Origin of the sequence: Streptomyces sp. G45 (genome assembly GCF_049542095.1) — a bacterium.
Lineage (GTDB): Bacteria > Actinomycetota > Actinomycetes > Streptomycetales > Streptomycetaceae > Streptomyces.
The window spans coordinates 364,709-371,452 of record NZ_JBMUZU010000002.1 but is presented as its reverse complement, the minus strand read 5'-3'; the positions used below and the strand labels follow the sequence as shown (position 1 = coordinate 371,452).

Below are 6,744 nucleotides of genomic sequence, written 5' to 3'. Positions count from 1 at the left end.
TCTCCCTTTGCGCTACGCGCAAAGAAGCGAACCGTCCGCTTCGCGGACGACCGCTCCCGCTCCGCGGGAGCGAAGCGGCTCGCTTCGCTCCCCGCCAGACGGAGCCCGCTCCGCGAGCTCCGTCAACTACACTGCAAGCGCCTCGCGTTGCGAGGCGCGGCCGGGCTCCGCCCGGCCGGTGGCTTCCGCTGCGCTCCAGCCACCTGTGACGCTCCGCGTCACCAGGCGTGCCCCGCTCCGCGGGGCACGCTGAATCACGGGCCTTCGGCCCGGCTGTAGCGGGGTCGGCGGGCGCCCTTGACGTTCTGTCAGGCACAGGCTGGCGGCCTACCGGACCTCATTCACGGCGGGTGTGGCTTTTGCTTCACAATTATGTCCAGATGAATTCTGGACTGGACGGCTTCCGATGCTATGCCTGCCGCTACACACTCGGCCGTGAGGAGCACTCACGCTTCTGTCACGCCTTTCAGCACCAAACCAACACTACGAGTTCAGGAACCCGCCAGCAGAGCCCCCTGGAACGCAACGAGCATTCCAGCGAAGAACCGCCGTGCGGGACGGGCGTGTGCGGCCGAGCTGCACGGCTTCCGATAGGTGCCGTGTCCCTTGGTCGGCACCTTTGGGGTTGTGATGACGATGCTTCTCTCGGCTCTTCCACTGCCGCATGCAGGGTTTGTGGGACGCGATGTCAGCTCGTCAGTCGGGGTGATGGCGTTCGCCGTCATCAGGCAGGTGAGCAGGAGAAGTGCAGCAGCGGGGTGTTCGTCCCGGATGAGTAGTTCTTCGTGCCTAGGCGTAGGCGCCGGAGAGTGTCGGCTCGGGGGCAGTTGAGGTCGAAGGGTGGTTTCTTGTTTCTGGTGTGTGGGTGTGGGTGAGAATGAGGGGGAGTGAGGGGTCGTTTGGACCCGTCTGATATTTGGGGGTTTGTGTGATTTTCCTTGTTTGTATGCTGCTTGGGCTTGTGGCTGCGGTGGGGGTGTGTGTTGTTCTGCTGTGGCGGCGGGGTGGTTCGGGGAGCGGGGGGCTGTGGAGCGGGGGGCCGCTGGGCAGGGGTTTGCGGCTGCGTTGGGGACGGTGAACTCCGCGCGGCAGAACACTACGACCGGGCCGTGAGCGGCTGGTCGCTGGTGTGTGGTTCCAGGTGTTCGGTCACCATGTGGGGATGACTGGTGCGTCTGGTGTGTGCTGTTGCCAGGTGGTGTTGAGGCGGGTGAGGCGGTCGGGGGCGGCGATTCCATAGAGGGTGGCGATCTTGCCGCCGGTGACTTCCAGGGTCACTGCGCCTACTACCTGGGTGTTGACGACGGCGACGACGGCTGGGGAGCCGTTGAGCCGTGTGATGTGCAGGGACAGGGGGCCGCCTGCCAGGCGGCGTTTGGCGGGGGTGGGTTTGAAGCCCGCGCGGACGTAGGAGGCGATGCGTTCGCGGGTGGTGTGGTGCAGGAGGCGTTTGGCCAGTCCGGCGCCGTCGGAGGTGGCGGTCGCGTCGGCAGTGAGGAGCGCGACCAGGCGGTCGGTGCGGCCTGATGTGGCGGCGGTGAGGAACTCCTCGACGACGCGGCGCGCGGTGGCGGGGTCGACCTCGTCGCGGGTGCGGTGCTCGGCGGTGATGCGGCGGCGGGCGCGGTGGACGTGCTGCTGGCTGGCGGACTCGGTGATGTCGAGGATCGCGGCGATCTCGGCGTGGGGGTAAGAGAAGGCCTCCCGCAGGACGTAGGCGGCCCGTTCCGTCGGGGAGAGGCGCTCCATGAGGGTGAGCACGGCCAGGGACACCGATTCGCGTTGTTCGCAGGTGTCGGCGGGGCCGAGCATCGGGTCGCCTTCGAGGAGGGGTTCGGGCAGCCAGGCTCCGGCCGCGCGCTCGTGGCGTACCTGGGCTGAGCGGAGTCGGTCGAGGCAGAGGTTGGTGACGACCTTGGTCAGCCAGGCTTCGGGGGTGGCGATGTGGGTCCGGTCGGCGGTCTGCCAGCGCAGGAAGGCGTCCTGTACGGCGTCCTCGGCGTCGGTCGCCGAGCCGAGGAGGCGGTACGCGAGCGAGGCCAGCCGGTTCCGGCTGGCCTCGAACCGGTCGAGGGCCGCGCTGTCCATGGGGGCAGCCTAGGCGGCGGCGACCTTCGCTCGGGCCTGGTGGGGTGTGGTGGTGAGGCGGCGCCTGCGCTTGGGCAGGCCGAAGGTGGGGTGGGCGATGCCCCATCCGGCTCCGGCGAGGACGCCTGCCTTGAAGCGTGCGGCGGTGCGGCCGCTGAGGTGCCAGGACTTGGCCTGGGCGTCTCGGTCGACCATCTGGAAGATGGCGTCGCGGCGCCCGAGGCTGATGTGGTTGCCCTGGTACTTCAGTCCGACGGTCGGGACGTCGGTGCCGGTCAGGCGGGCGGTGATCGCGGCGGTCGCCTGCATGTTGGTGAATCCGGCGGAGGCGCAGGACATCGGCATGGGGCGGCCGTTGTCGCCGATCGCGTAGGCGCTGTCACCTGCGGCGTAGACGTTGGGGTGGGAGGTGGAACGCATGGTGCGGTCGACGGTGATCTGGCCGGTGCGGGCGACTTCCAGGCCGCTGGCGGCGGCGATGGGGTGGACGGCGAATCCGGCGGACCAGACGGTGATGTCGGCGGGGAGGGTGGTGCCGTCGGCGGTGGTCGCGTGGGTGGGTTCGACGGCTTCGACGCTGGTGTGTTCGTGGACGGTGATGCCGAACCGTTCGAAGGCCTGGCGGAGGTGGTCGCGGGCCTTGGGCGAGAGCCAGGCGCCGAGTTCGCCACGGGCGGCGAGCGCGATGGACAGGTCGGGGCGGGCTTCGGCGAGTTCGGTGGCGGCTTCGATGCCGGTGAGGCCTTCGCCGACGACCAGGACGGTGCCGCCCGTGTCGAGGGTGGCGAGGCGTTCGCGCAGGCGCAGCGCGGATGGCAGGCCGGTCACGTCGTGGGCGTGTTCGGCGGCGCCGGGGACGCCGTGGTGGGCGGCGGTGCTGCCGAGCGTGTACAGGAGGGTGTCGTAGGGGAGTTCGTCGTCGCCGTGGTCGTCGGTGATGGTGACGGTGTCCTGGTCGGGGTGTACGGCGGTGACGCGGGCCAGGCGCAGTCGGATGCCGGTGCCCGCGAAGATGTCGGTGAGTTTGCGGAAGCTGAGGTCCTGTCCGCTGGCGAGTTGGTGCAGCCGCATCCGCTCGACGAAGTCGGGCGCCGCGTTGACGACGGTGATCTCGGTGTCGGCCGGGGAGAGGCGACGGGCGAGGTTTCCGGCGGCGAAGGCCCCGGCGTAGCCAGCGCCGAGTACGACGATGCGGTGCTTCATGGCGTTGCTCCTGTCTCGTTCGCGTGCCTACTGAACGGGGTGGCGTGCGGTTTCCTGACAGGGGTGGGGTGTGACTCGGGTCACCCTTTTCTGGGGTGGGTGGGGTTCGGGAGTGGGGGTGCTGGTGATGGTGATGGTGCTGGTGGTCGTTGTGTTGGTTGTGCTGGTCGTGTTCGGGGGCGTCGTCGTGGGGTTGGTGCGCGTCGGGCGGCGTGAGGCGGTGGCGGAGCGGGTGCGGCTTGAGGAGGACGCGAGGCGTGCGGCCCGGCGTTCGTTGGAGGCGGTGTGGGCGATGGATGCCCGTGCCTTCGAGGAGTACGTGGCCGAGCTGTGCCAGCGCGATGGCTGTACCGGAGTGGAGCGGGTGGGGGCTCGGGCGATCTGGGGGCCGATGTGGTGGGCTGGTTGCCGGACGGCCGGAAGATCGTCGTACAGTGCAAGCGGTTCGCGAAGCACCGTTCGGTCGGCAGCCGTGAGTTGCAGACGTTCAACGGGACCGCCCGTGCCGAGCACGGTGCCGATGTTCCCGTCTTCGTCGCGTCGTGTGTGTTCACCGCTCCGGCCCGCAGGTTCGCCGCGCGGCACGGTCTGGTTCTCATCGACGTCGATCTGCTCGGTTTCTGGAACGGCGGCACCGCGCTCGGGGCGTTGGTGGAGTTGGACATCGGTCGGTCCGGCAGCCACCGCAGGCTCCGTCCTGACCTCGAGTGAGGTGGAGGGTGGAGGGCGGCTGACGGGGTGGTCTATCGGGCTAGCCAGGTCGCGCCCGCGAGCGGGCCCGTGATGGCGGCGGTGAGGGTGAGCAGGCGGTAGGGCACCCGTTGGATCGTCATGTGCATGCTGCCGATGCGGAGTTCGAAGAACGGTGGGGCGGGTCGTGTGGGCTGGGCGTTCATCGGGGTTCCTCTCTGGGTGTGGGACGTGGCGAAGCCCCGCCTGGGCGAGGCGGGGCTTCGGGTAGCAGGGGTTCCAAGGGTTCTCGGGTGTGCGGGTAGTGCGGGTTTTACGAGTTTTGCGGGTTGTACGGGTTGTGCGGGTTGTGCGGGTTGTGCGGGTTCTGGTCCGTGGGGCCTCCTGGGGGTGCTGGCCTGTGGGGGCCGTCTGCCGCGGTTCTGGGAGGGGCGCCGGGCTCGCGCTTGCGCGACCGCGAAGCGGCTTGGCCTGGTGCCCCTCCCAGGTTCGTGGCCTGATGGCCGCGCAGGCCAGCACCCCCCAGGAGGGTCCGGAGCCCGTTCCCGGCGCGTGGCCGTTCGCCGTCGTACGGCGGTGTCATCCGTGTCGTACGCGTACGAGGAGTGAGGTCTGGGCCTGGAGGGCTTCCCGTAGGTCCTGGCCCGCGCTGCTGTTCCGGAGCTGCTTGCGGAAGCGGTAGAGGCGTCCTTCGACGGCGCGCTCGGTGGTGTGGAGGCGGTCGGCGATCTCGCTGTGGGGGTAGCCCGCGGCGACCATCACCAGCAGGGCGTGGATCTCGGGTCCGCCGAGTCGCAGGGCCCGGCGGAGCGCGTCGCGGGCCAGGACGTCGAGTGCGGGGTCGGCCTGGGTGGTGCCGGGGGGCGGGGCGGTCGCGACGGTGCCGTGCGGGAGCAGGGGGTGCGGGTGGCGGTGGGTTCTCTGCCAGGTGCGGAAGGCCGCCGGGAAGTAGAGGGTGAGGGCGCCGACGAAGTACGTCTCGCGTGCTGCTCCCTTGCGGGCGTCCCAGGTGTCCCAGAGCTTGGGGAGGTCTTCGAGGACCTTGAGGAGGGTGTCGCCTGCCAGGGCGTGGCGCTCGTCGGGTGACCGGCGCAGCGTTTCGAGGTCGTCGGGGGTGGGGGTGATGGGGCGGCCTTGGGCCGCGCATCGTTCGTAGATGCGTTGTGATCGGATCAGGCTCAGGAGGGCGTCGTATCCGTAGGTCGCGAGGTGTTCGCGGTCTTCTGGGGGTGGGACGTCGGGGTGGGTGGTGGTGGCGGTGTGGGGGGTGTGGTCAGCCACGGTGGTGGTCCGGTGTCGCGGGTGTCGCTGTCGTCCCAGGTGTCTCTGTGTTTGAGGCTGTCACCACGTCAACGTTATATGTGGCGGGGAGGGCGGATCCCATGTGTTGGTCGGGCAATTCTGGTGTGGTGTAGCCCACTTGGGGTGCGTCGGGGTTCGGGTGTGGCGGGAGGGGTGGGGGTTTCTCGGGTGGGGGTCATCGTGTTGTTCGTTTTGTGAGGCGGCATTGACCACGCGGCGTCGGCGCGGTTGCATGCTTGTGGTCCTCCGGTGTGGGACTGGGGGAGATGGCGTGTGCCAACTGGGGGGAAAATGAGGGGTATTGGCGTGGGCGGGGGCATCGGCAGACGGGTGCGGGCCGCTCTGGGTGTGGTGGTCGCGGTGTGCGCGGTCACGGCGGTGTTGCCCGCGACCGCCTCGGCCGAGTCCGGGGACGGGGGCGGGGGCGGGGGCGGAGCGGGGAGCACGAGCGCGCGGGTGTCCAGCGTCGAGAGGATCAGCGTCGCGGGCGACGGCACGCAGGCCGACGGGGACTCCGCCGACGCCTCGCTCACGCCCGACGGCCGCCACGTGGTCTTCGCGTCGGCGGCGAACAACCTGACGTCCGACCGCCCGGAGCTGGGCGACGAGGTGTTCGTCCGCGACCAGCTGGCGGCGCAGACCCGGCGGATCGGGTACTACGACCCGCTCCAGCCCCCGGCGCTCAGCGGCGACGGGGCGTACCTGGCGTACCCGGTGCAGTGGATGCGCGACGTGAAGATCTACACGTGGCAGGTGCGGACGGGGGCGATCGCGGGCCTGGACTGCTGGCCGAACTGCTTCCAGCCGTCGCTGAACGCGGACGGCCGCTACGCCGCCTACTCCGTCACTGCGAGGCCACCGGCCGTCCACCAGCGTGTGGAGGTGCAGAACATGTGGACCGGCGCCAAGGAGGTCATCGCCGAGTTCGACCACACCTCCCCGTCCCGGCCGTCCCTCAGCGGCGACGCGCGCTATGTCGCCTACCAGGACGGCAAGGCGGGGGACGTCTTCGTACGGGACCGCACCGGCGGCACCACCTCGGGCCCCGTGGAGGGGCCGTCCCGGGCGGCGACGCTCGTGCAGCTCAGCGACGACGGCAGCAAGGTGGTCTACCGCTCGGGCTCCGACACCTATGTGCACGACGTGGCCGCGGGCACCGATCAGGTGGTGCCGAACGTGCGGGGCATCGCCATCGACCCCACGGGCCGCTATCTGCTGTACGCCCCGAACAGCTCGGACGGTACGAGCGGGCCGTCGCCGCTCACGCTGCGCGATCTGCTCACCGGCACCGACGAGGTCCTCTCGGAGCGGCCCGCTTCGGCCGGGGTCGACGCGGTCAGCGCGAACGGCCGCGATGTGGTGTTCACTTCGGCGGCCGATGACGTCGTGCCCGGTGACACCAATGGCAAGGCGGATGTGTTCGTGCGGCGGTTCGAGTGAGCGGAGCCAGCCGTGAGCGGA

The 6,744-nt window shown here is 69.9% G+C and carries 6 protein-coding genes; 2 read left to right on the top strand and 4 right to left on the bottom strand.

What is annotated here, in order from left to right; translation table 11 throughout:
• Positions 1-1,149 precede the first annotated feature (1,149 nt).
• Together ACOBQU_RS40415 and ACOBQU_RS40410 are read right to left on the bottom strand one after the other, a co-directional pair.
• Positions 1,150-2,088, bottom strand: coding sequence for a sigma-70 family RNA polymerase sigma factor (locus ACOBQU_RS40415; protein ID WP_423635587.1), 939 nt, complete (start codon positions 2,086-2,088; stop codon positions 1,150-1,152).
• A gap of 9 nt (positions 2,089-2,097) precedes the next feature.
• Positions 2,098-3,291 (bottom strand): NAD(P)/FAD-dependent oxidoreductase, encoded by a 1,194-nt coding sequence (locus ACOBQU_RS40410; protein ID WP_423635585.1) that lies wholly within the window; start codon positions 3,289-3,291, stop codon positions 2,098-2,100.
• Between the two features lie 396 nt (positions 3,292-3,687).
• On the opposite strand from ACOBQU_RS40410, the gene ACOBQU_RS40405 reads away from it, so the two are divergent.
• On the top strand, positions 3,688-4,002 hold the full coding sequence (locus ACOBQU_RS40405) for a restriction endonuclease (protein WP_423635583.1): 315 nt from the start codon (positions 3,688-3,690) through the stop codon (positions 4,000-4,002).
• Positions 4,003-4,034: 32 nt separating this feature from the next.
• Here ACOBQU_RS40405 and ACOBQU_RS40400 read toward each other — a convergent pair whose 3' ends face one another.
• Together ACOBQU_RS40400 and ACOBQU_RS40395 are read right to left on the bottom strand one after the other, a co-directional pair.
• Positions 4,035-4,187 carry a hypothetical protein gene (locus tag ACOBQU_RS40400; protein WP_423635581.1) on the bottom strand — a complete coding sequence of 51 codons (153 nt, stop codon included), beginning with the start codon at positions 4,185-4,187 and terminating at the stop codon, positions 4,035-4,037.
• A gap of 373 nt (positions 4,188-4,560) precedes the next feature.
• Positions 4,561-5,262 (bottom strand): RNA polymerase sigma factor, encoded by a 702-nt coding sequence (locus ACOBQU_RS40395; protein ID WP_423635579.1) that lies wholly within the window; start codon positions 5,260-5,262, stop codon positions 4,561-4,563.
• Positions 5,263-5,739: 477 nt separating this feature from the next.
• Between ACOBQU_RS40395 and ACOBQU_RS40390 the strand changes: the two genes are divergently transcribed.
• Complete coding sequence (locus ACOBQU_RS40390; RefSeq protein WP_423635577.1) at positions 5,740-6,723, top strand: TolB family protein; 984 nt, start codon at positions 5,740-5,742, stop codon at positions 6,721-6,723.
• The last annotated feature ends 21 nt before the right edge of the window (positions 6,724-6,744 follow it).